Raw genomic sequence first — 22,904 nt, forward strand, 5'->3', positions numbered from 1 at the left:
TCATTCAAGAATGAAACTGACTCTGTATTAACTGCTTCAGCAACTTCATCACAGACAGCGGGCTCTGTAAATTCAACAGATAACCAAATGTATTTTGGTGCTACCTATGATTTTGGCATTCTCAAAGCATACGCTCAGTACATAAACAAAAAAGTAACAAGCAACTTGAACAGCAATCAATACCTCAGCCGCTCTGCACAGCAGATTGGTGTWCGTAGCTTCATTACACCAAAAATCGAAGGTTGGGCAAGTGCTGGTACAGGTCGTTACCAAGCTTTTGGTACAGGCCAGCCAACAGCAAATATCGTTGGCTTCCAACTTGGTTCTAACTACTGGCTGAGCAAGCGTACTAACCTGTACGCAATTTATGGCCAAAATGCAACAAGCAGTACAACTACATCTGTAGGTGGTGTGAATCCTTCATACAACGCCAATAACTACGGTGTGGGCGTACGTCACACCTTCTAATTTAATGCTAGCGTAAGCTAGTTAAGAATTAGTTTGGCTTTAAATTAACCCACTGTGGCAACATGGTGGGTTTTTCTTGCCTACTGTTTATATGTAGCTATGGCTCTTTTGGATTGCAGCATCTCAATATTCATTTCAGCAGTTAAGTTGGATGAATAAAAGCGCTCAATCATTTCAACAGAAGTTCTTGAATTTCTTGCAAGGGTAAGTAAATCAATTCCTTTGCCATACAGCAATCGAAATGTAATAGCCGTATGTCTAAGGCTATATAAAGTCCTAGTTTGACCTTCTTGCCCTATTGAAAGACCAGCCTTCTTAAGGATTTTTCGGAAGTGTGTAGTGATCAGCTGAATTGCCCCAAACCTATCTTTTGCCTCTGGCAAGAAAAGATAATCCTCTTGGCCTCCATAACCCCTGGAGGTCTGATAGCTTGTTAAGCATTCGTAGACGTATTTTGCTGCCCGAAGCGTAACAATTTGTCCTGTGTGCCCTTTTGTCTTTGGTAGGTTGAGCCTCAAATAAGTGTTTGACCCGGAAATACATTCAACATGCTTATGCTTAATTAGCTTTATGTCTACGGGGCGCACAAATGAGTTAACCATAAATTGAATTAACCAGGTCATTTCGATTGGAACGTCATCTCTTACGATATAGGCGCCACCAGCGGTGACCCTGTGATTCTTCGGGATATATTGATGAGGCAACGACAATTGCTTGCTTGCTCTGAGTAGCTCTCTGTACTCTCTACATGTAAAACTCCCCCCTTGGAATACTTTTAGCTTTAATTTTTGGGAATAGTGGAATTTTATAAATTAGCTCAGCCTCTAAGGCGACTGTGAGTATTCTTTTTAGCAGTCCAAGGTACTGCTTAATGGTTACTGGCTTAATGCCATGATCATGTAAATAGCTTACAAAATCCGCTATTTGCTCATAACCTATCTTGCCAATCTCTAACTCACCAAAACAGGGGATTAATCTCGAGTTCAAGCGACTTTTAAACATCCCCAATGTTTGTTTGGTAATCTCACCTTGGGCGTATTTTGATATTTCTCTTTTGAGAGCCTTAAAAGCAATTCTGTGAAATTTAACGATTTCATAACCATCTGACTCTACAGACCTCGCCTCCAAAGTGCTGGTCTGTATTGAATTATTAGATGAAATTTGGACGACATGATCCAACCCACCAATCTTGTCATCATTCGCGGCGACCCAATAATTGGGAGGTGGATTGTAAATACATTTCATTTTTATATATAAATTTGATGTATTTATGCCACTTTGTTATAAAAACTACTATGGGTATTTGTAATAATTTTCACTATTAGGAATAAGATTGATACTAAAAAATTTCATAAAAAAACCACCCCTAAGGGTGGTTTTTTAGTTCCAAGAAGCAACTAGCTTACGCTAGCATYAAATTAGAAAGTGTGACGCACACCAACTGCATAGTTATTAGCGTTGTAGTTATTAGTTAAACCAGCAACGTTAGATGTGGTTGAAGTGCCAGTTGCACCGTAAATTGCATACAAGTTTGTGCGCTTGCTTAACCAGTAGTTTGAACCTAACTGGTAGCCAACAAAGTTAGCTGTAGGCTCGCCGGCACCAAATGATTGAAAACGGCCATTACCAACAGAAGCCCAACCTTCAATTTTTGGCGTGATAAAGCTACGAACACCAATCTGCTGTGCAGAACGGCTAGCGTAGTTGTTTGAATCATTTACGCCAGTTGCCTTACGATTTAACCACTGTGCATAAGCTTTCAAGATGCCGAAGTCATATGTCGCACCAACGAATGCTTGGTTGTCAGTAGTATTGGCAATGTTTGTTGTGCCAGAGAATGCGATAGTTGAACGAGTTGTTGTAGCAGTGATCTCGCTCTTAAATGACTGATAAGCCGCTGTCAAATAGAATTTCTTGTAAGTGTAGTCAGCACTAACACCCCAGCTGCTAAAGTTATTTGTACCRCCAGTAACTGTTGTAGTTGAACCAACACCTTGATTTTCATTTCTATTATTCAAGCTGTAGAAAGCATTTACACCAAAACCTGCAAACTTATCAGAGTTAAATTTCAATGCATTTGCGGCACGTAAGATATAGCCAATAGTATTACCGTTTGCATTACTATCCACACCACCCAAGTTGGTATTCTTTGGATAAATAACGTCACCAATGATGTTATTGTTTTGGCCGGCAGAAGTTGCGCCAGTTGCATCATGCATCAAAGTGTACTGGGTACCAATAGNTTGATTTTCATTTCTATTATTCAAGCTGTAGAAAGCATTTACACCAAAACCTGCAAACTTATCAGAGTTAAATTTCAATGCATTTGCGGCACGTAAGATATAGCCAATAGTATTACCGTTTGCATTACTATCCACACCACCCAAGTTGGTATTCTTTGGATAAATAACGTCACCAATGATGTTATTGTTTTGGCCGGCAGAAGTTGCGCCAGTTGCATCATGCATCAAAGTGTACTGGGTACCAATAGCGCCTTTACCAACACCTTTTTTGGCTAAACCAACAAAAATTTGGCGGTTACCACCAATTAATGTACTGCTAGTAGTTCCAGCATTACCGCTTGGTGCTAGATTAACTTCAGCAGTGAAGAATGCAGACATACCGCCACCTAAATCTTCAGTACCTTTGAAACCCAAACGGCTTGATGATTCAGCTGAGGATGCAAATGCATTAGTAGTTTCAGCGGACTTAGCGCTTCCGAGGGTAGCTTTTTCATTGCCACCAACATAACCAACATCCAAAATACCGTAAACAGTCACTGATGACTGAGCTTGAGCTGCGCCAGCAAATGCTGTCATTGCTGCAACTGCTAATAGCGATTTTTTCATTCTTTAAATCTCCATAAACTAAGTAATGAAGATTTAAGAATTCTTTGTGGCCCGACCTTTATGTTTTAAGCTAATCGATAAGTCTTCGATAAAAATAACTACAGACCTTAATAAGGTATAAGACTAAAAGTGATTCAGAGATATTAGCCGCCAGGGTTCCATACAAAAGAAATAATGAAATTTCGTTATTCTGTAATAGATATGTAAATCTGAAAATCGCCACAAATCCCGCATTTAAAACTACAAGATAAAAGAGCTGAAGTGGGCTAATGTCGAGAAAGGAGTCCGTCTTGCCAAATAAAAACTGCCATAGCTTATAAGCAATTAGGGTTGCGGATGAGGATAGAAGGGCCAGCCAAATAGCTTCATTTGGCTCGAAGCCTCTCATTAAAGAGCTGGAAATCGCATGGCCAATGAAGATGCCGAAAAATCCTACATAACCAAACAGGATAATTGCTAATAATCTTAGGCCGGCTAACAAGTATATTGAGTAGAGATATTTATCTGTCTTTAGATAATAAAATATCTCAACGTTGATAAAGTCACAAACGATCCAAATAACGGCAATAAATATAGCCGTGAAAAATTGAATAATTTGTTTGTTTGCCATTAGCCCATTCTCTTGTCTTAATTGTATTAAAATAAGTTTTACTTTTGAGAGTGTTAACCCTTAAGTCTCTTGAAAATATTTCCGACGAAAATTTTTTTGGTATAGAGGAGTAGGGGTATAAAAAATTAAAAAAGTAATCGGAGATAGGCATGCAATCTAATTTAATGGTCGAGGCGTACCTGAGGTTTGTGCGCTTAATGGAAACTCTAGGGGCCGCCCCATCTTTTCCTAGGCTGGATCATATCGAAAAGAAGCTTCTAGAGTTCATTGCTCTTAATGAGGCGGCTGGTAAAACACTGCTAGTGAGTGATGTGATTTACGCTAATGACATAGGCTCGCCTGCAACATTACGCAGGCGTAGTTCTAACCTAGAAAAACAGGATTTAATTCGATTCGGTGCTGATATTGACGGTAGAAAAAAATGTATCGAGCTAACCCCAAAATCCCGTGACTACTGGTCAAAGATGGGAAAATGTATAGTCAAGGCGGCTAGTGGGGTAGCGACCTAAGTTTTTTGTTTAATTGCGCTTATTTGTTTAAGCTGTCGCGGATCTCTCTCAAAAGAACAATATCCTCAGGAGTTGGGGGTGGAGGAGGTGCATCTATGGTGCGGACTCTATTTACGACTTTCACCATCTGGAAGATCACAAAAGCTAGCAAGATAAAGTTGATAGATATGGTAATAAAGTTGCCATAGGCAAATATGGGCACTCCTGCCTTTTTGAGGGCATCAAATGTTCTTGGAACGCCTTCTGGAATTTTCCCTAAGACTAGGAAGAGGTTGGTGAAGTCAATATGACCCCCCAGCATGGTTGAAGTCACGGGCATGACGATGTCGTTGACCAGGGAATCTACTATCTTCCCAAACGCCCCACCGATAATCACACCAACCGCCAAATCGATGACGTTGCCCTTGACCGCAAAGTCCCGAAATTCCTTTAAAACAGTCATAAATCCCTCTCTTTTCAAATTCATTGGGATTATCTCAAGATTAACCCCATAACTTTCTTGCATACCCCACTTTTTACTTTAAAATCTTACCTTTAAGCAATTTCCACCTATAAATGCTCTTCCGAGGAATTTTGTAAATGAGTGACAAGCCCTGTATGGACAAGGATCGCCGCAATTGGTTGATCGCTACTTCAGCGGTTGGCGGCGTTGGTGCAGCCGCAGCTCTTTACCCTTTTGTTGATAGTTTTGAGCCTTCTGAGCGTGCTAAGGCCGTTGGAGCTGCTGTTGAGATCGATATCGCTGGCATGCAGCCCGACGAGATGCGCATGGTTGAGTGGCGCGGTAAGCCGGTCTGGGTAGTGCGTCGAACACCTGAGCAAGTTGCAGAACTCTCAAAAATTGACTCTGAACTTGCAGACCCTGATTCTTTAAGGGATCCAGCCCAATTTACACCTCCTTATGCTCAAAACCAATGGCGCTCGATTAAGTCTGAGTACCTCGTTGTTGTGGGTATTTGCACTCATTTAGGATGCTCTCCAACCGCTAAATTTGAGGCGGGTCCTCAACCATCTTTACCGAATACTTGGCCAGGTGGCTTTCTATGCCCATGCCATGGCTCCACATTCGATATGGCAGGCCGTGTATTTAAAAATAAACCAGCCCCAGACAATATGGAAGTACCGCCACACATGTATTTGAGCGATACCAAGATTCTGGTTGGCGAAGATAAGAAGGCCTAAGGAGAGATAAATGGCATTTCACGAAAAAGAAGTCCCGGCAGATGCTCCTGTAGCCCAGAAGGTATTGGCTTGGGTTGACTCCCGTTTCCCTCTGACGTCCTCGATTAAGGCTCACTTAACCGAGTATTACGCCCCTAAAAATCTAAACTTTTGGTACTTCTTTGGCTCCTTAGCCATTGTTGTACTGGCATTGCAGATCATCACTGGTATTTTCTTGGTGATGAACTACAAGCCTGATGCAGCTAAGGCTTTTGAATCTGTTGAGTACATCATGCGCGAAGTGCCATGGGGTTGGTTGATTCGGTATCTGCATTCAACTGGTGCTTCGATGTTCTTCGTAGTGGTCTATTTGCACATGTTCCGTGGATTGATCTATGGTTCATATCGCAAGCCACGTGAATTAATTTGGGTTTTTGGTTGCGCAATTTTCTTGTGCTTAATGGGTGAAGCTTTCTTCGGTTACTTGCTCCCATGGGGTCAAATGTCCTATTGGGGCGCTCAAGTGATTGTGTATTTGTTCTCTGCTATTCCATTGATTGGCCCAGACCTTTCTTTATGGCTACGTGGTGACTACGTCGTTGGCGATGCTACTTTGAATCGCTTCTTCGCATTCCACGTTATTGCAATTCCACTGGTACTTATTGGTTTAGTTGCTGCCCACATCATTGCATTGCATGAAGTCGGCTCCAACAATCCAGACGGCGTTGAAATCAAAGAAACACTAGATGAAAAAGGCATCCCATTAGACGGCATTCCTTTCCATCCTTACTACACCGTTCATGATGTATTTGGCTTGGGCGTGTTCTTGATGGTATTTGCTTGCATTGTGTTCTTTGCTCCAGAGATGGGCGGTTACTTCCTCGAGGCAAATAACTTCATCCCTGCAAACCCATTTGTTACTCCAACACACATTGCACCAGTTTGGTATTTCACGCCGTTCTACTCGATGTTGCGTGCAACTACTTCAAACTTCTTATTGCCATTGTGGATTTTCTTGGCGGTGATTTTGGGTATGTTCGCGCTCAAATCTAAGGACATCAAAGTCAAAGGTGCTTGTGCAGCAATCGCACTCGTATTGGCTGCTGGGTTCTATGCATTTGATGCGAAGTTTTGGGGTGTTGTGATCATGGGCGGTTCTGTTGTGATCATGTTCTTCTTGCCTTGGTTGGATCATTCACCAGTGAAGTCCATTCGCTATCGCCCACAGTTTCATAAATATATTTATGGCGTGTTTGTAGTGAGTTTTGTGGTCTTGGGTTATTTAGGTATCGAACCACCATCACCAGTGTTTGAAAAGATTTCTCAGATTTGCACTATTTATTATCTGGGCTTCTTCTTGGCAATGCCGTTCTGGAGCAAGCTTGGTACGTTTAAGCCAGTTCCAAAGCGCGTTACTTTTAAGTCCCATTAATTCAGACACCCGAGAAATTAGGAACTGGTATGAAACGAATTCTGCAAACTTTGATGGGCGTCTGCCAAGCAACTGTTTTAGTTGCTGCCCTAGGCATTAGCGTGAGCGCTAATGCCAATGAAGGTGGCTTTCCATTGGATACCGCACCAAACCGCGTAAGCAATAACGCTTCATTACAAAACGGTGCCAAGTTATTTGTAAACTATTGCTTGAACTGTCATGCAGCTTCAAGCATGCGCTACAACCGCATGCGTGATATCGGTCTAACGGATCAGCAAATCAAAGACAACCTCATTTTGACCGACACTAAAGTGGGCGATCTCATGACGATCTCCATGACGCCAAAAGAAGGTAAGGCATTCTTTGGCAAGACTCCTCCTGACCTATCGGTTGAGGCTCGTGCACGCGGTACGGATTGGCTTTACACCTATTTCCGTACTTTCTACAAAGACGATACTACTCAGACCGGCTGGAATAATTTGGTTTATCCAAACGTTGGAATGCCACATGTTCTCTGGGAGTTACAAGGTGAGCGCGCAGCAAAGTTTGAAGAGCGCAAAGATCCGCATGACGAGAGCCGTACTGAGAAGGTATTCGTGGGCTTCGAGCAATTGACGTCTGGAACGATGAAGCCACAAGAGTATGACGACAATATTGCTGATTTAGTTGCGTTCATGTCTTGGATGGCTGAGCCAGTTCAACTTGAGCGTAAGCGTCTAGGTGTTGTTGTGCTGATCTTCTTGGCAATCTTCACTCTATTGGCATGGCGTTTGAACAAGGCTTATTGGAAAGATATTCATTAATCCAAGCGCTTAGAAATTTAAAGTCGCAGTTGTATGTGCGTTTGTTGTATTGAAGTAGATATTTAAGGAAATAAATTTATGATGGTGTTGTACTCGGGTACTAATTGCCCATTCTCGCAACGCTGCCGTTTGGTGCTTTTTGAAAAAGGCATGGACTTTGAGATCCGTGATGTCGACTTGTTTAACAAGCCAGAAGACATTTCGGCGATGAATCCTTATGGCCAAGTTCCAATCTTGGTTGAACGCGATTTGATTTTGTATGAGTCAAACATCATCAATGAATATATTGATGAGCGTTTTCCACATCCACAGTTGATGCCGCCCGATCCAGTTGCTCGCGCACGTGCACGCCTCTTCCTTTTCAATTTTGAGAAAGAGTTATTTGTACACGTCGCAGCCTTGGAGAACGAAAAAGGCAAAGCTGCTGAAAAGGTTCATGAAAAAGCGCGTTTAGCTATTCGTGACCGTTTGACTCAGTTAGCCCCAATTTTCGTGAAGAATAAGTACATGCTGGGCGAAGGGTTTTCCATGCTTGACGTTGCTATTGCGCCCTTGTTGTGGCGTTTAGAGCATTACGGTATTGACCTCTCTCGTAATGCAGCAGCCTTATTGAAGTACGCAGAGCGTATTTTCAGTAGACCTGCTTATATCGAGGCATTAACTCCTTCAGAAAAGGTAATGCGTCGCTAAGAGGCTTATTACCTATGCTGGCAAGATAAGCATGTCAGATATTCCAAGCAATAAACCTTATCTAATCCGTGCGCTACATCAGTGGTGTACGGATTTTGGTTTTACGCCCTTTATGGCGGTATTTGTGGACTCCAGCGTTGAAGTGCCGATGGAGTTTGTAAAGAAGGATGAGATAGTTTTAAATCTCTCTCTTGAGGCTTGCCATCAATTGAACCTAGACAATGACTGGATCAGCTTTCAGGCTAGATTTGGTGGGGTTCCAAGAAAAATCATGGTTCCGGTGAGTCATGTTTTGGCAATCTATGCCCGAGAAAATGGCCAGGGAATGTTTTTTCCTTTTGATGTCAGCCAATCCGATAAACCCAAAGAAATCGATCCCGAGAACGCTGAAAAGCCAAAGGTCAGCAGACCTTCCTTGACGATTGTGAAATAGGTTAAAATATTATCCGTTGCCCCTTTAGCTCATCTGGTAGAGCAACTGATTTGTAATCAGTAGGTGGTCTGTTCGAGTCGGACAAGGGGCACCATCAATATCTAGCACCTTTGTTGCAAGCAAGGTGCGGGCCATCAAGATTGAGTAATGCCATGGGCATACAGGGCGAGAAGAGTGAGCAATCAAATTAATTTTCTTCTCGATCAAGCGCTTAACTATCTGCGAAGTGGAAACTTAAGCGGTGCTGAGTTACTTCTAAAGCAGATTATTAAGGTAAAGCCGAATAACTCTGAAGCCCTAAGACTTTACTCGGTCATCTGTGCTCAAAAAGGTGAAAACAATATTGCTTTACAGGTTATCCAAAAGTCAATTGCTGCCGATAGGCGAAATGGAATCGCGTATAGCAACCAAGGGAATATTCAACTGAATCTTGGGTTGACATTGGAGGCGGTTGCTTCTTATGAAAAGTCAATTCAGTTGGTGCCGAATTATGCTGAAGCTTACAGCAATCTTGGCAATGCATTTCAGGCGCTGGGTGAATCAACTAAGGCAATTGAATTTTATAAGGAAGCTATTTCGATTGATGGTGGTAACCCAGAGTTTCATTGCAATCTGGGAAACGCCTATTGGAAGTTAGATTTAATTAAAGATGCTCGAAAATTTTATGAAAGTACCATTTCCCTCGCTCCAGGCCATGTAAATGCTTTGCATAATCTTGCGCATTTAGATTTGCGTGAATTCAATTTCATGGAAGGCTGGCCCCGTTATGAATCCCGCTGGCACATAACTGAAGACAAACCCATTGCGCTAAGTACCTCTAAACCCAGATGGGATGGCGTGCCAAGAAATAACAGATTATTTGTCTGGGCCGAGCAGGGCATTGGAGATCAAATTTTGCATGGATCTATGCTCAGAGATCTTGAGAAATATCCTCAAACTAAAATTATTTCCATAGATAAAAAATTAGTTTCAATTTTTCAGCGATCATTCCCAAATTTCCAGGTTGTGGACAAGAGCGAGGAATTTCCAGACTCACTTTATGATGAACAAATTCCGATAGCTAGTCTTGGGCAATTCCTTAGGCCTAATATACAGTCCTTCAATCTACCCAATTCAGGATACTTTCCTCCATTGGATAAGAGTCCTTTGGATTCACATTTAGTCAAGTATTTTGGTGGAAGAATTAATTGTGGAATTTCTTGGAAAAGTAATCGAGCTAAGCTCGGTCAGAGTAAAAGTATTTCACTTGATGAGTTGGCCCCCATTCTTAAGATGAGTTCTCTAAATTTCATTAATCTTCAATATGGGGATGTCAAAAGCGAAATTATGACTGCTAACACTCAATTGGACACCTCTATTCAGGTAGTTGAAGAGGTCGATCTATATGAGGATATTGTGGGGCTGCAGTCTATCATCGAGGCATGCGATATCGTAGTTACAACAAGCAATACTACAGCCCATCTTGCTGGTATGTCTGGTAAAGAAACCTTGTTATTCTTGCCCATGGGAAACAGTAGATTTTGGTACTGGCATGACGTTGATGGAGCTAGCTTATGGTATCCATCTATAAGGATATTTAAGCAAGAAAAACAAGGAGATTGGTCTCAACCAATCGAGGCAGCTAAAGCATACTTGGAGAGTAGATTTGCGATCTAATATTTCAATTGTGGTGGGCTTTGATCAACGCGAGGCCGTTGCTTATCATGTTTTTTGTCAAAGCGTGATTGATAAATCATCGCAGCCGGTGCAATTTTTACCTCTAGCAGAAAACAATTTGCGTGAGTACAAAGAGGTGCACACGGACGGAAGCAACAAATTCATTTACTCTCGATTCTTAACGCCATTTTTAATGAATTATTCAGGCTGGGCAATTTTTGCGGATGGGGACATGGTTTGCCGGGCTGATGTTTCTGAGTTGTGGGCTTTGCGCGATGAATCAAAAGCTGTTCAGGTTGTTAAGCATGACTATCAAACAAAAGCCAACAAAAAATATCTGGGCAATAAAAATGAAAACTACCCAAGAAAAAATTGGTCTAGTGTTATTTTGTGGAGCTGCGCACATCCAGTAAATAAAATACTAAATCCTGAATTTATTCAAGCCCAGCCAGGGTCATATCTTCATAGATTTTCATGGTTAAGTGACGATTTAATTGGTGAGCTTCCAATTGAGTGGAATTGGTTGGCAATTGAGTATCCTGAAAATCTCAATGCAAAGTTAATTCATTACACGCTTGGAACGCCTTGCTTTAAAGATTATGCTGAGGAATCAATGTCAGAATATTGGAAAGAGGTCTATGGAAGAAGTAACGAGGGGTTTGACCAGTAGCATTTTTTATTTTATGTATATTGAGTTCTATCGTGAACGGTAATTTTGGAAATTATGGAGAGCCTTTTTATGCAGATGGTAAATATACCGTCAAAGAAAGGTTAGACCTACTTTCGTTACTTCCGCAACACGTTTTATGTAACTCGATATTGGAGATTGGTTGCGCTGACAGGACAAATTTAAAATTTTTCGCTCATCATTTGAAGGTGCCGCCCTCTAAGTGTGAGGGGGTGGATATTTGTATGCCAAGCAATCAGGCAGAAGATGAAATCAAATTTACTCATTCATCTGTCGAGGCTTTATCCTTAACTCTTCAAAAAAATTCGATTTGATATTGCTATCCGATGTACTAGAGCACTTATATAACCCCTGGAGGGTGCTTTCTCAATTAAAGGATTTATTAACCCAATCTGGCCATCTTCTTATAAGTGTGCCCAATATTCAAAATTTACAGTATCTAAACGCCGTTAATTCTAGAAACTTTTACTATCAAAAGACGGGTCTATTTGACGAGACTCATATCAGATTTTTTTCATTTACAGCCCTTAAGAATTATCTTGCTGAGATTGATTTTAGGGTTTTAAAAAATGGATGGAGGCCAGATTTGAGTTTGCAATCTATCAGGAGCGGTATCGAGACGGAAATTAGAGAAAACAATTATGCCAATTTACAAATTGGTAATTTAGAAATAAATATATCTGATGCGACGCTAGATGAATATTTCGGACAGCAGATCTTAATATGCGCTACACATGAATAATGACTTATTAATAGTAATTTCTTATTACTCGGAAAGATCTGACTCACATTTAAAAAAACTATTATCAAGCGTTTCTAACATCAATCAAAATATAGTTGTAGTTATCAATTCCGATGAATGTATTGATGAGGTTACAGGGATTTTCAATGGATACAAGGCAATAACTCGGCCAAATACTGGAATGAACATTGGAGCATGGGATTCGGTCTACAGGCATTATCCAAATTTTAAATACTATATATTTTTACAGGATGAATGCGTCATGACTAACGCAGAATTTATGTCAGCATATGTTAGTAAATTAGAAATTCAGAGCGTTGGAATGATAGGGGAGTCCATTAATCATAAATGGGATAAGCCATGGTTGGAGATGATGAAGAGTCCTTTAAATTATCCTGTCAATATTTTTGAGCATGGAAAAATACTTTCACGTGTTGAGTATTATTTGAGTTTAATGAGCGCTTGGAATGCTAATCCTGGATTAAATGGACGTCACTTGCGAGCATTAGTATGGGGTTTTTCTGGTGATGTTTTACGCCGTATTGGAGGCTTCCCCATAGGCAAAACCAAAGAGGAATGTATTGCGTCTGAAATTGCTATTTCGAAGAAAACTGAGCAGTTGGGTTTGAAAGTAGTTCAAATAGCCGAAGAGTCATTTAAATACTTTAGACATGATGAGTGACGTCAGGACGGAGCTCAAAAGAAATAAAGTATGCTGCACCTTCATTATTTAGTTCCTTATGCCTCTGATGATGACTTTACCACCCTAGCTCGATCTGATCTAGCAAGCGTTAGGTTGAGGTCTGCCCCCGTACTTAGAGTAGCCCGTGAACTAGGATGGCGAGTAACCTTTGGCGAAGTAATTTTGGAAAACCCATCAATAGTCTTGATTGGGAAGATTGGCTCTCAAAGATTGAGATTCGCCAAAAACTTTGGCTGGAGGAAATCCAGCGGGTTAAGAAAAATTCTCAAATATTCCTAGACTATACCGATCACCACCTTGGATTTGATTCTTCAATGTCACATTTCTATGAGTCAGCCATAAAAGAAGTCGATGGTTGTATCGTTCCATCTCAAAGTATGGCTGCACTACTATCCAGCAGCTGAAGTGGTCTAATCTCTATTATTGAAGATCCTGTGGAGATTGATGCTTTCGCCCCCAAGGAATTTGTAGGACATCCTGTTATTTTGTTATGGTTTGGCCATTCATCAAATATTGACTTTTTAATCAACTTTTTGTCGGCAAGCTTTAATGCTGGTGATCATATTCGATTAATTGTCTTGTCTAACGAGGCTGGTTTGAATCACTTCGCAAACTCAAATTTAGTCTCTCCAGCAAAAATTGAATTTAATTTGGCATTGTGGTCTTTAGAGAATATGGTGGAAGTTGCAAAAATTGCTGATATGTGTATTATTCCGAGCGATTTAAGCAACCCCAAAATGATGGGGGCTAGCTCCAATAGACTCATAACTGCTTTGACATTAGGGCTACTTACAGCCGCAGATAATTTACCAAGCTATAGAGAGTTCGAAAACTACTACTGTAACTTGCAATCCAATGGCTTTAGGGAGATGTTAGCCAATCCCTTGCAATTTAATCACATTGTAAATATTGCTCAGACTGAACTTAGCCCTAGATTCAGAATGGAAATATTGAACAAGATTGGGAATCTTTTTTACTGGATACGACCTCTTAAAGTTATTCATTCAACTTGCTTTGCCTGGTTTCGGGTAGGTATAGAAGTGCCACTACTGTACCACTCGCTAAAAAAATAGTCGGATACCATAAGCCTGCAACATTACTTTCCCAGTGTTGATTGAGCCAAGTCACAATAAGCGGTAGTAGTCCGCCAATCCAGCCTGCTGCCAAGTTGTGCGGAAGAGTTGCTGCGCTATTTCTGGTTTTTGCGGGAAAGAGCTCTGCAAGCAGTGCGGTTTGTGGACCAACAACTAGTGCCAGAATTCCTGACAAGCCAATAAGAACCATTGCTATTAATGCTGTTGAGTTGCCATCGCTTTGCAGGAGCTGAAATGCCGGCAATATCAATATTGCCCCCAGAGCTAGACCACTGACAACCACAGGCTTTCTACCAACCTTATCTGAGAGCCATCCGGCAAATATTGTGAGAGGTAGAAGAGCAACTGTTGCATAAACACTCAGTTGGTCTACTAATTGCGGTGCAAGCTTGACCGATGTTTTAAGAAAGATTGAGGTATATACCTGCACACAGAAAAATAATACTGCTCCTCCTGCAGAAATGCAGAAGAAAAGCAGGAACATTCTTTTTCTGGTTTCCGGATCTTTGAAGTTGTCTCGAAGTGGGCTCTTTGATTGGGTCTCTGTTTGGCTCAGTTTTAGATAGATTGGCGTTTCTTCTAAGGCCATGCGAGCTTTAAATGCGATTAACAGCAGTATTAAAGAGATCCAAAATGGCACTCGCCATCCCCATGATAGAAATTCTTCTGGAGTGAGGTAGCTTTGAAGTACGGCAATTTGTAATGTAGATACTAAGATTCCTAGTGGTCCCATGAGTTGCAGGAAGCTAGTCTTAAAGCCGCGATTGGAGTCACCAGCATGCTCGGTTAGGTAGACTGCGCTACCGCCAATCTCACCGCCTGCTGAGAGGCCCTGCAGCAATCTGAGGCCCACAAGCATGAGGGGCGCCCAGATCCCAGCCTGGGCATAGGTCGGCAAAAATCCTACGCATACGGTGGCAATTCCCATGAGGGTAATGGTGATCATGAAAACAGGCCTTCTTCCAATGCGGTCACCAATGCTGCCAAATATGGCCGCACCAATGGGTCTTACCACCATACCTACACCAAAGGTTGCTAGGCTAGCCAAAAGCGCTGTGCTGGGATCGCTAGAGGGAAAGAAGAGGGGGGCAAATACAACTGCAAGAGTTGCAAAGGTCAAAAAGTCATACCACTCTAGAAATGTTCCAAAGCAGGCAGCAATAGCAACTTTTCTATAGGAATGCGAGGAGGCTTGAGAGTCTGATGCGGTAGCAGTCAATTTTAATTCTGCGTTTATTCTGTATCAGCTGAGGATTCAATCAGGGGTGCAGAGATATTCTTGCTAGGCTTAACGCCCAGTTCGCGCACCTTCTCGGCAGCCCGAATGAGATTACCTTTACCTGATTTCAACTTATTAAAGGCATCGTGATAACTTGTTTGTGCTTGATCTAGGCGTTGGCCTAGTTTTTCAAGATCATCCACAAAGCCAACAAACTTATCGTAGAGCGTGCCACATTGCTTAGCAATTTCCAGTGCATTGCGATTTTGTGAGTCTTGACGCCACAGGTGCGCAACAGTTCTCAGGGTTGCCATCAAAGTACTTGGGCATACCAACACAATATTTTTAGCTAAAGCTTCTTGATAGAGATTTGGTGCAGTTTTCAGCGCCAGTAGGAAAGCGGGCTCAATTGGTACAAACATCAGCACAAAGTCTACCGAGCCAATGCCATATAAAGAGCTGTAGTTCTTGCTCGAAAGCCCCTGAATATGTTGCCTTAGAGACTGAATATGGGCCGCCAACTCTTGTTCCGAGACAATCGGATCAGTTGCTTCAGCATGGCGTGAATACGCAGTGATAGAAACCTTACTATCGACTACCAGGTTTCTGCCCTCTGGAAGTTTTACGACAACGTCAGGCTGAAGACGTGAGCCATCAGTCTGAGTGTGACTATCTTGTACAAGGTATTCTTCGCCTTTTCGAAGGCCTGACGACTCTAAAATAGATTCGAGCACTAACTCACCCCAATTACCCTGTACCTTAGAGTCGCCTTTGAGTGCTTGGGTGAGTGAGCGGGTCTCATCTGACATGCGCAAATTTAGATTGGCAAGACGTTCGATCTCGCTCTTGAGTGCAAAGCGCTCACGAGCTTCATTGCCGTAAGAGGTATTTACCTGCTCTTTAAATTCTGAAAGCTTGGTTTGGAGTGGTTTCAGTAGGGCATCTAGATTGGCGACATTCTGCTCGGTAAAGCGCTTAGACTTATCTTCCAGAATTTCATTGGCTAAATTTTTGAATTGATGAGTTAGAACCTCTTTAGCCTCATTGAGAGATTCAATTCTCCCCAGGCCCTGCTTGCGCTCGGAATCTAGCTCTGCTTCAAGTCGAATTGCATTTTGTAAGGCTTGGTCTTTTTCAGTGCGCAAGCTGATAGTGAGGGCGGCTTCTGTCTGCGCTTGTTGTTCGCTACGTTGAAGCGCAGATCTCAGATTAAGCGCATAAACCAAAAGGCCTGCGCATAAACCCAATGGCAGGCCAAACAGGAGAAGAGAGCTTAAATCAAAAGTCACAAATGCAGTCTATGCAAGCTATTGAACTTAGCCTTGAACTAACTTTTGTAATTCACCGCTTTGGAACATCTCAGTCATGATGTCTGAGCCGCCAATGAATTCACCATTGATGTAGAGCTGAGGAATAGTTGGCCAGTTGGCAAATTCTTTAATGCCCTGACGAATTTCTGCATCCTCCAATACGTTCACTGTATGCAATTTATCTACGCCACAAGTGCGCAAAATATTGACTGCATTTCGAGAAAATCCGCATTGTGGAAATTGGGCATTGCCCTTCATAAACAACACAACGGGATGGCTGCTAACGATTTCTTGAATTCTTGCTTGGGTATTCATAATTTTCTTCCTGAATTGACGCTATAAGATGATCTTGAATTGCAGCTAACAATAGCGTAATTTTAAGGCTATCTGCAGAAAAGGGTTAATTCCCTTTGTGGGTTTTAGAGTCTTTTTCGCCCAGAAGCTGCTCGGTGGTGGCCCGCTAAATCGAGGTGAGCTTGCACATCGATTAGGCCCGCCTCTTTTATTAGCTCTAGCACTGCTTCGGATTGATCAAAGCCATGCTCTACAGCAATCAGCCCACCAGCTTTCAGATATTGATCTGCCCCGGCAATAATGATCTCTAGGCAGCTCAGCCCACCAGCGTAATCCGTCAGGGCGGATTCAGGCTCAAATCGAAGATCCCCTTCGGTGAGATGGGGGTCTTGGTTAGCGATATAGGGTGGGTTGCTAACAATCACATCAAACTGGGTTTGTGGGCTCAATGCGTCATACCAATTGCCTTGAGAAAACTGGACTTGCTCTGTCAGATGCAGAAATTGGGCATTGTGCTTAGAGATTGCTAGGGCCTCAGCTGATCGATCTGTTGCAAGCAGTGACGCCAGAGGTGCGGCACTAGCAATCGAAAGGGCGATGGCGCCGGAGCCAGTGCCTAGATCTAACACTTTGGTGGGCTTATTGAGTTTGGCGATTTCACTAAGGGCAATCTCTACAAGAAGCTCAGTTTCTGGGCGAGGAATCAGTACCCCAGGCCCAACCTGTAACTCAATATTATGAAAATCCTTCTTACCCAAGATATAGGCGATGGGCTCGCCATTCACTCTTCTTGAAACTAGGCTTTCCCATTCCTGAAAAGCTTGCTCATCTAGACTCATATCATCGCGCGATAGGAGGGCAGAGCGTGAGAGTTGGTAGTGCTTCTCTAATAGGTGAGCTAGCAATATTCGCGTTTCATTGGCTGGCAATGCGCACTTGCTAATTAATTCTCGTAAAGACTGGTTGATACTCATCCTGCTTGTGTTAACTATCACCAAGTGCCGCTAAAAGCTCTGCCTGATGTTCTGATGCCAAAGCATTGCACAGATCATCTAAATCACCATCCATCATGGCATCAATCTTATAGAGCGTGAGGTTAATGCGGTGATCGGTAATGCGACCTTGTGGAAAGTTATAGGTCCGAATACGATCGCTACGATCACCAGAGCCAATAAGAGACTTTCTGGTTTGAGCTTCGAGCTGATGTTTCTCACGTTCACGAGCATCCATGATTCGAGAAACGAGAACCTTCATCGCTTGCTCGCGATTGCGGTGTTGGCTACGGTCATCCTGACACTCAACCACTGTGCCTGTAGGTAAGTGCGTTATACGCACCGCTGAATCTGTTTTATTAATATGTTGCCCACCGGCACCAGAAGCTCTAAAAGTATCAATACGCAGTTCAGCGGGATTAATCTTTACAGCCTCTAATTCATCAGCTTCGGGCATAACCGCCACTGTGCAAGCTGATGTGTGTATACGACCCTGTGTTTCTGTTTGGGGGACACGTTGTACGCGATGTCCACCAGATTCAAACTTAAGTCGTGAGTAAACGGATTGACCCACTAAGCGCAGAACAACTTCTTTATACCCACCAAGATCGGATTCAGCAGCATTCACGACTTCAACCTTCCAACCTTGGCGCTCAGCAAAGCGCGTATACATTCGAAGTAAGTCACCAGCAAAGAGTGCGCTCTCATCACCACCCGTACCCGCACGAATTTCTAAGAAGACATTGCGTTCATCATTGACATCTTTGGGTAGCAAGAGTTTTTGTAGGACGCCCTCAAGCTCCTCCATAGTAGCTTGTGCTTGTTTTTGTTCTTCGTCGGCAAAGTCCTTCATCTCGGGATCTTTGCGCATCTCTTCTGCGGCTTGTGCGTCGGCCTCAGCTTGTTTGTATAAGCCAAATTGCTCAACTACCATTGCAATATCAGAATGCTCGCGTGTGAGCTTCCGATAGTTGTCCATGTCTTTCGTGGACTCTTCGGTAGTTAATAGGGAATTGAGTTCGGCTAAGCGCGTGTCTAGGTGGTCTAGCTTAGCCCGCATGCTGGGCTTCATCTAATGGTCCTCTGGCTTGGAGTGCGAGGCGAATAATTTGGGAAGCAACTTAATCAGGGCGTCACGCTCAGCGCCATTGGAATGTTGTAAAGCATGTAATGAGCCATGCAAAAACCTATTGGTTAAACCTTGAGCCATCGCATTAAGAACTTCTTGAGGATCTTCGCCACGCATCAATCGTTTCATCGCGCGGTCGAGCTCAAGTTGTCTGAGGTGTTCACCTTGTTGCTGAATATCCTGAATCAACGGCACAGTCTTACGACCTTGCATCCAGTGCATAAAGTTGCCAACGCGATCTTCAATAATCGCTTCGGCTTGACTTACTGCGGCCTGACGAAGAGAGGTACCTGTTTGAATCATCACGCCTAAATCATCTACCGTATAAAGATAGATGTCATTTAAACGAGCAATCTCAGGTTCAAAGTCGCGAGGTACCGCTAAGTCAATCATCACCATCGGTTTATGGCGACGTTGCTTCAAAGCGCTCTCTACCATGCCCAAGCCAATAATCGGAAGTGAGGATGCTGTACTTGAAACAATGATGTCAAATTCATGCAATCGTGAGGGGAGTTCTGAAAGCTTGAATGATTCAGCTTCAATATCTTGAATCGAAATCGAGTCTGCTAATTCTTGACCGCGTTCAATTGTTCGGTTGGCGATTGCAACTGTTTTAGGTTTACGCGCCACAAAATGCGTTGCGCATAAGGTGATCATGTCGCCAGCACCGATAAACAGAACACGTTGATCAGCAATGCTTTCAAAAATGCGTTCGGCTAATCGAACTGAGGCGGCTGCCATCGAGATTGAGTGAGCGCCAATTTCTGTAGAGCCACGGACTTCCTTTGCGACGGCAAAGGTTTTTTGAAATAGTTGGTTGAGATAAGTGCCAAGGACACCTGCATCATTTGCAGTGCGTACAGCATCTTTCATCTGACCCAAGATTTGGGTTTCACCAATCACCATTGAATCTAATCCACAGGCAACTCTAAAGGTGTGACGAACTGCATCAGATTGCGGTAGTGAATAAATATGCGGCTCTAAGCTGCTTGGAGCAAGTTGTTGAGTTTTTGCCAACCAATCAAAAGTGGCTTCATGCAAAAGGCTAGCTGCATCTGCATCATTAGCGGCGCAATACACCTCAGTGCGATTGCAGGTCGACAAAATTGTGGCTTCAGGTAGCCCGGCCTGATTCGCACCAACGAGATGTTGGCGAAGATCGTGCAACGCTTCTTGAAGAAACTCAGGGTCGAAGGCGACCTTCTCCCGAATGGCGACCGGCGCTGTGTGATGATTGATGCCGAGTGTCAACAACTTCATAATGGTGATTATAGATTTGATAGCAGCAACAATGGGGTGGTAATGGGGTTTTTAGCTTTTCTGGTGATCGGCGGCTTAACGGGCGTATTTGCCCTGCTTTTTTATCCGGGGCAACGCCGTATTAAGCCCAAAGCTAAGAAATTTCTTATTGCAGCCTTAATTGGCTTCTCGGCCGCTCTAGCCAGCTCCTACGTAGGGCAATTTACAGGCTTATTTCAATCGGGTCAGATGCTGGAATGGCTGAGCGCCATAGTGGCTTCTTGCCTTGCAGGTTGCCTCTATGCGACAGTAAATAGTTAGTTAAATAGGTTGATCTGAGGGCTAGTGCTGATGTTTTCCTCATCTCAGGCAGTCCAGTGAATCGGGGTTTCATGGTGCTCTACCAGCCATTCATTCGTTTTGGTGAAATGCCCGCAACTTGCCTTTGCACCAGGCTGTAGAAATGGCTGGTCTGTTTTGTAGACCCCCAGCTCAGAAGGGTGAGAGGATTGCAGAATCAATTGGTCTGGGGCTGTCTCAATCAGGGGCAACTTAGATTGAGCATGCCCACCCCAAAGCATCCAGACTAGATTTGGCTTTTGGAGCGCTAAATTCTTGATAAGTCGATCAATAAGGGATTTCCACCCAAGATTGGCATGACTGCCTGCCTCACCCAATTTCACGCTAAGAGCCGTATTGAGTAGTAGCACGCCTTGCTCAGCCCAGCCGTGGAGATCTCCATTGGGAAGGGTGCCAAAACCCTCGAGCGCTAGGGCTTTTCTGATATTGCGTAAGGAGCTGGGAAATTGCCTGGAATTGGTCGGAATATTGGCGGGAATCGAAAAAGCCAAGCCCTGGGCCAGTCCAGGGGAGTGATACGGATCCTGCCCCAAGATGACGACCTTGACCTTAGTAAGTGGGGTTAATGTCAGCGTTTTAAAGAAATTCTGGGGCTCAGGACAAATTTTTTCTACATCTTTATTTAGCTCAAACCGTAGATTAGTCCGCAGTGTTTGCCACTCTAAAGACTCAAAATAATCCCCGAGTAGGGTGCGCCAGTCCTCTGGAATGTCAGCCGCAGAAAACGAATGCATTACTCAGCAGGCGTCAGGGTGTATTGAGTTGGAATTTGATCATCCTCAAGAACAGTCATGCACTCATGCTCTAAATCATCTCGGTAAAAGCAAATCTGGATGACTTGCCCTGTGATCAAGCTAGATAACACCTTATCCCAGCGGGCGGCAGTAATGCGTTCACCATTGATGCTGGCTAGCAGATCTCCAGGGGCTAGACCCGCTAACTGTGCAGCTCCACCATCAAGTACATGCGTCACCTTGAGCCAACCATTGCTATCACTATGACGCAATCCCAATTGCAGTTTGATCTTCTCAAGCTTGGAATGGGTTTTCTGTTTAACCGAAATCGATTTTGAATCAATCCATTTTTGAATTGGAATATCTTGAGCGCCATAAATATAGCGCGACTTAAATTCATTCCAAGTTTTGGAGAATTTTTTGCCAAGCAATTTCAATATCAAGTCATCCAAACCATTTTCAGCAATGCCATCTAGCGTGACTCCATGGGTTTGCCAGATGAGGCGCATCAAATCATCTAAGGATTGACGATTGCCTGTAAATGCGCGGATCTTGAGATCTAATCCCAGGGCGAGCAAGGCGCCCTTGCCGTAATAACTTACGACCGCATTTGGTGTGTTTTCATCAGCTTGATAGTATTTAGTCCAAGCATCAAAAGAGCTATCTGCAAGGCTTTGCTTTAGCCTTCCTGGGCCACGCAAAATGCCATTCCAATTATTCGCGACTAGCTTGAGGTAAGCCTTCAGATCAATACGTTTGCTGCGGAATAATTGCAAGTCATCGTAGTAACTCGTAAAACCTTCAAATAACCAGAGTAAGCGAGTATGGTTTCTACGATCAAGTTGATAGGGTTGGAATGCTTTAGGCAGAATGCGTTTGACTACCCAAGCATGAAAATACTCATGACTGCAGAGACCTAGAAACTCACGATAGGATGCTTCATCTAAGGGTGTATTCACTTGAGGAATCTGATCCCGACGGCATAGCAGGGCGGTACTATTGCGATGCTCAAGTCCACCGTATCCAGAAAGAACGGCATTGACTAAAAATAAATAACTTTCAAACGGTGCTTGTTTTATTTTTGGTTCAAATAAATTAATCGTGCTGGTGCAAATTGCTTGCAGATCTTTGGCAAGGCGCTCAAGATCAATTTCATGAATACATCCTTGAATCGCCATAGCATGTGTAGTGCCATTCGATTGCCAATGCGCAATCTGAAACTCGCCCATGGCAATTGGATGATCAAGTAAGTCATCATAGTTTTTAGCGAGATAAAAGCCGTAGCCCTGACTGTCAACTTTGACGGTCTGTAGTCCTGTCTGAACGGTCCATGAGTTTGCGCAAGCATCTTTTGGTGGAATCAACACTAAAGCGCAGGGTAAAGATTCTTGCCCCTTCACTGATATACACAGACTACTTGGGTTAATAAAAGCCCACTCAGTATCCAGATAGGCTGCGCGTACTGATGAGTCAAATGTATACACCGTTGTGAGAATTTCTACTGCGCCAGCCACTTTGGGCAAACGCCATTGATCGTTGTCAATCCTTTCTAACGGTAGCGCTTCAATTGGGTTATCTAGTGCGAATGCTTCAATCGTTTCAATTTGTTTGCTGAAATCTCGAATCAAATAGCTACCCGGAATCCAGGCGGGCATTTGCAGAATTTGCCCATTGGGTAATGGGTTCTCAATGCGCAACTTCACATGAAAGCGGTGGCCATGCAGATCGGCCGACCAAATGGTGTATTGGATTGAGGGTAGATCGGAGGTATTGATTTTGTTCATCAGTA

The 22,904-nt window shown here is 43.2% G+C and carries 27 protein-coding genes and 1 tRNA gene; 15 read left to right on the forward strand and 13 right to left on the reverse strand.

Annotated elements, in window-relative coordinates; translation table 11 throughout:
- The coding region (locus DXE44_RS00005; protein WP_114651631.1) for a porin at nt 1-468 on the forward strand (468 nt) is incomplete at its 5' end.
- 80 nt (nt 469-548) lie between these two features.
- On the opposite strand, the gene DXE44_RS00010 is transcribed toward DXE44_RS00005, so the two are convergent.
- The 4 genes from DXE44_RS00010 to DXE44_RS00025 form a co-directional block, all read right to left on the reverse strand.
- The gene (locus DXE44_RS00010) at nt 549-1,172 is read right to left on the reverse strand and encodes a site-specific integrase (protein ID WP_114651633.1); all 624 of its coding nucleotides are present in this window, start codon (nt 1,170-1,172) and stop codon (nt 549-551) included.
- Between the two features lie 40 nt (nt 1,173-1,212).
- The gene (locus DXE44_RS00015) at nt 1,213-1,647 is read right to left on the reverse strand and encodes a phage integrase SAM-like domain-containing protein (protein ID WP_231970503.1); all 435 of its coding nucleotides are present in this window, start codon (nt 1,645-1,647) and stop codon (nt 1,213-1,215) included.
- Nucleotides 1,648-1,886: 239 nt separating this feature from the next.
- Nucleotides 1,887-3,317, reverse strand: coding sequence for a porin (locus tag DXE44_RS00020; protein WP_114651637.1), 1,431 nt, complete (start codon nt 3,315-3,317; stop codon nt 1,887-1,889).
- 70 nt (nt 3,318-3,387) lie between these two features.
- Nucleotides 3,388-3,927 carry a hypothetical protein gene (locus DXE44_RS00025; RefSeq protein WP_114651639.1) on the reverse strand — a complete coding sequence of 180 codons (540 nt, stop codon included), beginning with the start codon at nt 3,925-3,927 and terminating at the stop codon, nt 3,388-3,390.
- Nucleotides 3,928-4,076: 149 nt separating this feature from the next.
- Here DXE44_RS00025 and DXE44_RS00030 point away from each other — a divergent pair, with 149 nt between their 5' ends.
- Nucleotides 4,077-4,436: a hypothetical protein gene (locus tag DXE44_RS00030; protein WP_114651641.1), complete on the forward strand. Its 360-nt coding sequence runs from the start codon at nt 4,077-4,079 to the stop codon at nt 4,434-4,436.
- 19 nt (nt 4,437-4,455) lie between these two features.
- Here the strand turns inward: DXE44_RS00030 and mscL are convergent, their stop codons facing one another.
- On the reverse strand, nt 4,456-4,878 hold the full coding sequence (gene mscL / locus DXE44_RS00035) for a large conductance mechanosensitive channel protein MscL (RefSeq protein WP_114654275.1): 423 nt from the start codon (nt 4,876-4,878) through the stop codon (nt 4,456-4,458).
- A gap of 137 nt (nt 4,879-5,015) precedes the next feature.
- Between mscL and petA the strand changes: the two genes are divergently transcribed.
- The 12 genes from petA (at nt 5,016) to DXE44_RS00100 (ending at nt 13,817) form a co-directional block, all read left to right on the forward strand.
- Nucleotides 5,016-5,618 carry a ubiquinol-cytochrome c reductase iron-sulfur subunit gene (petA, locus tag DXE44_RS00040; protein WP_114651644.1) on the forward strand — a complete coding sequence of 201 codons (603 nt, stop codon included), beginning with the start codon at nt 5,016-5,018 and terminating at the stop codon, nt 5,616-5,618.
- A gap of 10 nt (nt 5,619-5,628) precedes the next feature.
- On the forward strand, nt 5,629-7,029 hold the full coding sequence (locus DXE44_RS00045) for a cytochrome b (RefSeq protein WP_114651646.1): 1,401 nt from the start codon (nt 5,629-5,631) through the stop codon (nt 7,027-7,029).
- A 29-nt stretch (nt 7,030-7,058) separates the two neighbouring features.
- A complete protein-coding gene (locus DXE44_RS00050) occupies nt 7,059-7,832 on the forward strand; it encodes a cytochrome c1 (protein WP_114651648.1) in 774 nt (257 codons plus the stop codon).
- A 78-nt stretch (nt 7,833-7,910) separates the two neighbouring features.
- The gene (locus DXE44_RS00055; protein ID WP_114651650.1) at nt 7,911-8,522 is read left to right on the forward strand and encodes a glutathione S-transferase N-terminal domain-containing protein; all 612 of its coding nucleotides are present in this window, start codon (nt 7,911-7,913) and stop codon (nt 8,520-8,522) included.
- A gap of 31 nt (nt 8,523-8,553) precedes the next feature.
- Entirely contained in the window at nt 8,554-8,955 is a 402-nt protein-coding gene (locus DXE44_RS00060) for a ClpXP protease specificity-enhancing factor (RefSeq protein ID WP_114651652.1), read from the forward strand.
- Nucleotides 8,956-8,973: 18 nt separating this feature from the next.
- Nucleotides 8,974-9,049: transfer RNA gene (locus DXE44_RS00065), tRNA-Thr, on the forward strand.
- 80 nt (nt 9,050-9,129) lie between these two features.
- Nucleotides 9,130-10,611, forward strand: a complete 1,482-nt coding sequence (locus tag DXE44_RS00070) for a tetratricopeptide repeat protein (RefSeq protein ID WP_162785819.1) — start codon at nt 9,130-9,132, stop codon at nt 10,609-10,611.
- Nucleotides 10,601-11,281: a glycosyltransferase gene (locus tag DXE44_RS00075; RefSeq protein ID WP_114651656.1), complete on the forward strand. Its 681-nt coding sequence runs from the start codon at nt 10,601-10,603 to the stop codon at nt 11,279-11,281. The genes DXE44_RS00070 and DXE44_RS00075 overlap by 11 nt, the downstream gene beginning before the upstream one ends.
- Before the next feature lie 32 nt (nt 11,282-11,313).
- Nucleotides 11,314-11,613 carry a hypothetical protein gene (locus DXE44_RS10440; protein ID WP_114651658.1) on the forward strand — a complete coding sequence of 100 codons (300 nt, stop codon included), beginning with the start codon at nt 11,314-11,316 and terminating at the stop codon, nt 11,611-11,613.
- Between the two features lie 2 nt (nt 11,614-11,615).
- On the forward strand, nt 11,616-12,041 hold the full coding sequence (locus tag DXE44_RS11260) for a methyltransferase domain-containing protein (protein WP_415065498.1): 426 nt from the start codon (nt 11,616-11,618) through the stop codon (nt 12,039-12,041).
- Nucleotides 12,034-12,723 (forward strand): hypothetical protein, encoded by a 690-nt coding sequence (locus DXE44_RS00090; protein WP_114651662.1) that lies wholly within the window; start codon nt 12,034-12,036, stop codon nt 12,721-12,723. The genes DXE44_RS11260 and DXE44_RS00090 overlap by 8 nt, the downstream gene beginning before the upstream one ends.
- A gap of 455 nt (nt 12,724-13,178) precedes the next feature.
- Entirely contained in the window at nt 13,179-13,817 is a 639-nt protein-coding gene (locus tag DXE44_RS00100) for a hypothetical protein (protein ID WP_114651666.1), read from the forward strand.
- On the opposite strand, the gene DXE44_RS00105 is transcribed toward DXE44_RS00100, so the two are convergent.
- The 6 genes from DXE44_RS00105 to hemA form a co-directional block, all read right to left on the reverse strand.
- Nucleotides 13,741-15,057 (reverse strand): MFS transporter, encoded by a 1,317-nt coding sequence (locus DXE44_RS00105; protein ID WP_114651668.1) that lies wholly within the window; start codon nt 15,055-15,057, stop codon nt 13,741-13,743. The genes DXE44_RS00100 and DXE44_RS00105 overlap by 77 nt on opposite strands.
- A gap of 14 nt (nt 15,058-15,071) precedes the next feature.
- Nucleotides 15,072-16,346: a DNA recombination protein RmuC gene (locus tag DXE44_RS00110; protein ID WP_114651670.1), complete on the reverse strand. Its 1,275-nt coding sequence runs from the start codon at nt 16,344-16,346 to the stop codon at nt 15,072-15,074.
- A 27-nt stretch (nt 16,347-16,373) separates the two neighbouring features.
- The gene (gene grxD, locus DXE44_RS00115) at nt 16,374-16,682 is read right to left on the reverse strand and encodes a Grx4 family monothiol glutaredoxin (protein ID WP_114651672.1); all 309 of its coding nucleotides are present in this window, start codon (nt 16,680-16,682) and stop codon (nt 16,374-16,376) included.
- A 104-nt stretch (nt 16,683-16,786) separates the two neighbouring features.
- Nucleotides 16,787-17,635 (reverse strand): peptide chain release factor N(5)-glutamine methyltransferase, encoded by an 849-nt coding sequence (prmC, locus tag DXE44_RS00120; protein ID WP_114651674.1) that lies wholly within the window; start codon nt 17,633-17,635, stop codon nt 16,787-16,789.
- Nucleotides 17,636-17,645: 10 nt separating this feature from the next.
- Nucleotides 17,646-18,725 (reverse strand): peptide chain release factor 1, encoded by a 1,080-nt coding sequence (prfA, locus tag DXE44_RS00125; protein ID WP_114651676.1) that lies wholly within the window; start codon nt 18,723-18,725, stop codon nt 17,646-17,648.
- The gene (gene hemA / locus DXE44_RS00130; protein WP_114651678.1) at nt 18,726-20,042 is read right to left on the reverse strand and encodes a glutamyl-tRNA reductase; all 1,317 of its coding nucleotides are present in this window, start codon (nt 20,040-20,042) and stop codon (nt 18,726-18,728) included.
- Here hemA and DXE44_RS00135 point away from each other — a divergent pair.
- A complete protein-coding gene (locus DXE44_RS00135; protein WP_231970504.1) occupies nt 20,013-20,342 on the forward strand; it encodes a hypothetical protein in 330 nt (109 codons plus the stop codon). The two genes, hemA and DXE44_RS00135, sit on opposite strands and share 30 nt — an antisense overlap.
- 44 nt (nt 20,343-20,386) lie before the next feature.
- Here the strand turns inward: DXE44_RS00135 and DXE44_RS00140 are convergent, their stop codons facing one another.
- Nucleotides 20,387-21,115, reverse strand: coding sequence for a uracil-DNA glycosylase (locus DXE44_RS00140; RefSeq protein ID WP_114651682.1), 729 nt, complete (start codon nt 21,113-21,115; stop codon nt 20,387-20,389).
- A complete protein-coding gene (locus DXE44_RS00145; RefSeq protein WP_114651684.1) occupies nt 21,115-22,899 on the reverse strand; it encodes a M61 family metallopeptidase in 1,785 nt (594 codons plus the stop codon). The genes DXE44_RS00140 and DXE44_RS00145 overlap by 1 nt, the downstream gene beginning before the upstream one ends.
- Nucleotides 22,900-22,904 lie beyond the last annotated feature (5 nt).

It is taken from the genome of Polynucleobacter necessarius (assembly GCF_900095175.1).
Classification (GTDB): domain Bacteria; phylum Pseudomonadota; class Gammaproteobacteria; order Burkholderiales; family Burkholderiaceae; genus Polynucleobacter; species Polynucleobacter necessarius_I.

Bases quoted from the DNA above. Each gene is read 5' to 3' on its own strand.
- DXE44_RS00025 (WP_114651639.1), bottom strand. From the start codon at position 3,927: ATGGCAAACAAACAAATTATTCAATTTTTCACGGCTATATTTATTGCC.
- prfA (WP_114651676.1), bottom strand. From the start codon at position 18,725: ATGAAGCCCAGCATGCGGGCTAAGCTAGACCACCTAGACACGCGCTTA.
- DXE44_RS00140 (WP_114651682.1), bottom strand. From the start codon at position 21,115: ATGCATTCGTTTTCTGCGGCTGACATTCCAGAGGACTGGCGCACCCTA.
- DXE44_RS00045 (WP_114651646.1), top strand. From the start codon at position 5,629: ATGGCATTTCACGAAAAAGAAGTCCCGGCAGATGCTCCTGTAGCCCAG.
- DXE44_RS00030 (WP_114651641.1), top strand. From the start codon at position 4,077: ATGCAATCTAATTTAATGGTCGAGGCGTACCTGAGGTTTGTGCGCTTA.
- DXE44_RS00090 (WP_114651662.1), top strand. From the start codon at position 12,034: ATGAATAATGACTTATTAATAGTAATTTCTTATTACTCGGAAAGATCT.
- DXE44_RS00050 (WP_114651648.1), top strand. From the start codon at position 7,059: ATGAAACGAATTCTGCAAACTTTGATGGGCGTCTGCCAAGCAACTGTT.
- prmC (WP_114651674.1), bottom strand. From the start codon at position 17,635: ATGAGTATCAACCAGTCTTTACGAGAATTAATTAGCAAGTGCGCATTG.
- DXE44_RS00055 (WP_114651650.1), top strand. From the start codon at position 7,911: ATGATGGTGTTGTACTCGGGTACTAATTGCCCATTCTCGCAACGCTGC.
- petA (WP_114651644.1), top strand. From the start codon at position 5,016: ATGAGTGACAAGCCCTGTATGGACAAGGATCGCCGCAATTGGTTGATC.
- DXE44_RS00135 (WP_231970504.1), top strand. From the start codon at position 20,013: ATGATTGATGCCGAGTGTCAACAACTTCATAATGGTGATTATAGATTT.
- DXE44_RS00060 (WP_114651652.1), top strand. From the start codon at position 8,554: ATGTCAGATATTCCAAGCAATAAACCTTATCTAATCCGTGCGCTACAT.
- grxD (WP_114651672.1), bottom strand. From the start codon at position 16,682: ATGAATACCCAAGCAAGAATTCAAGAAATCGTTAGCAGCCATCCCGTT.
- DXE44_RS00145 (WP_114651684.1), bottom strand. From the start codon at position 22,899: ATGAACAAAATCAATACCTCCGATCTACCCTCAATCCAATACACCATT.
- hemA (WP_114651678.1), bottom strand. From the start codon at position 20,042: ATGAAGTTGTTGACACTCGGCATCAATCATCACACAGCGCCGGTCGCC.
- mscL (WP_114654275.1), bottom strand. From the start codon at position 4,878: ATGACTGTTTTAAAGGAATTTCGGGACTTTGCGGTCAAGGGCAACGTC.